The organism is Donghicola mangrovi, assembly GCF_013377535.1.
Classification (GTDB): Bacteria; Pseudomonadota; Alphaproteobacteria; order Rhodobacterales; family Rhodobacteraceae; genus Donghicola; species Donghicola mangrovi.
On sequence record NZ_JABCJE010000035.1, the window covers coordinates 1 to 1,664 of the forward strand.

Annotated in this window: 2 protein-coding genes; both read left to right on the plus strand. The window is 54.6% G+C overall.

Features of this window, described 5'->3' with window-relative positions:
- The coding region (locus tag HJ536_RS20640) for a site-specific integrase (RefSeq protein ID WP_228028848.1) at positions 1 to 1,179 on the plus strand (1,179 nt) is incomplete at its 5' end.
- Between the two features lie 163 nt (positions 1,180 to 1,342).
- The coding region (locus HJ536_RS20645; protein ID WP_177159270.1) for a hypothetical protein at positions 1,343 to 1,664 on the plus strand (322 nt) is incomplete at its 3' end.

Sequence of the window (1,664 nt, forward strand, 5' to 3'; positions counted from 1 at the left end):
GACTCCGAGACGATGGCCACAGCGAAGGCTCCGCTGGTCTGGGAACGGCTCATGAAAGCGTGGGAAGACGCGCTGGCCGGACAGACTGGCGACTCTCTTAAAAAGTTCGAGCAAGCCCAGAAGCTGGCCGTCGCCAGCGGCTTTGAATACATGGGCAGCTCTCAGGTGGCAGAACTCCCCATTCAAGAGCTCCTCGCTCGGGTTGAGGCCATCGAAGCTGGAGCGGCGAACACCAATGTGATGGCAGATGCGGTGCTGGGCGGCGTGGAGCGGCCCAAGATTAAAGTGTCCGAGGCGCTTGAGATGTACTGGGACCTCACCAAGCTTGATATCCAAAACAAGAACTCGGATCAGGTGCGGTGCTGGAAGAATCCGCGCAAGAAGGCGGTGAACAACTTCATTCTGGTCTGCGGCGACAAACCCATCGACGAGATCACTCAGGATGACATGTACGACTTCCGCGATTGGTGGGAGGTCCGGGTTCTAGATGAGGGCCTGACGGGGCAGACCGCCAATAAAGACTTCATTCACTTTCGGAAGGTATTGAAGACGGTGAACGCCAAGAAGCGGCTCCAGATTACCCTTCCGAATGAGAAGATCAGCCTGCCGGAATCGGACCCCAAGGAGCGCCCGCCATTCTCGGACGCATGGATCAAGACAAGGCTGCTTGCGCCGGGCGCGCTGGATGGCCTCAATGATCAGGCGCGGGCGATTTTTAAGATTATGATGAATACCGGTCTGCGGCTCATCGAGATCGCGTCGCTGACGCCGGAGGAGATTTGTCTGGACGACGCCAAAGAGGGTGGGATTTCCTATGTGCAAATTCTGCCGATTGGCCGTGAGCTCAAATCCCGTCGGGCAAAACGGCGCGTGCCCCTGCTGGGGGTGAGCCTTGAGGCGATGCGGGCGTTCCCCGAGGGCTTCTCGCGCTATCGCAACCGCTCAGCAAGCCTGAGTGTCACGTTAAACAAATACCTCAGAGAAAACGATCTGAAGGAAACTCCGGATCACGTCGTCTACAGCCTGCGCCATCGCTTCGAGGATCGAATGCTCAAGGCGAATATGGATGAACGGATCAGGCGAGACCTGATGGGCCATTCTCTGAAGCGCGAGAAGTACGGCAAGGGGGCCGACCTTGAGGACATCGTCAAAGTCATGCTGCCCTATGTGATCGAGTGAACCGCTCTACAAATGGTGGTCTACAGGCACAGCGGCGGCCAATCAGTTTTGAGCCCATCTAACGCCTTAATATAGCAAGGAAACTGTCCTTGTATGATCGGGAAGTTGTCTGAAATCTGACACAGTTTGCAGTCAAATGAGAGCTTCTTTGAAGGAAGCAATGATGACGAAATATACTCTTATTTTTCTGTTGGCAGGTGTGGCTGCACCGGCTTCTGCGAAGTGTCACGATTTCGAAATGTCTGGTTCACTCGGAGGTGAATACATTATCTGCTACGAGGACAAGTGCGACCTTTCACGCCAAACTCTGATCTGTAACGGCGGTGGACCGAACTTTGCAGAATACAATACCGGTTGGAGCTTTGGTTATGAGCACGATGTTCAGCGAGGGCTCGTATACGGCGAGTACACGTCTTGGAATGGCAAGCTGCTAAGCGAAGAGAATGCTGCCAAAGTCCGAGTTTTCAAAGTGGAAGATAGAACCG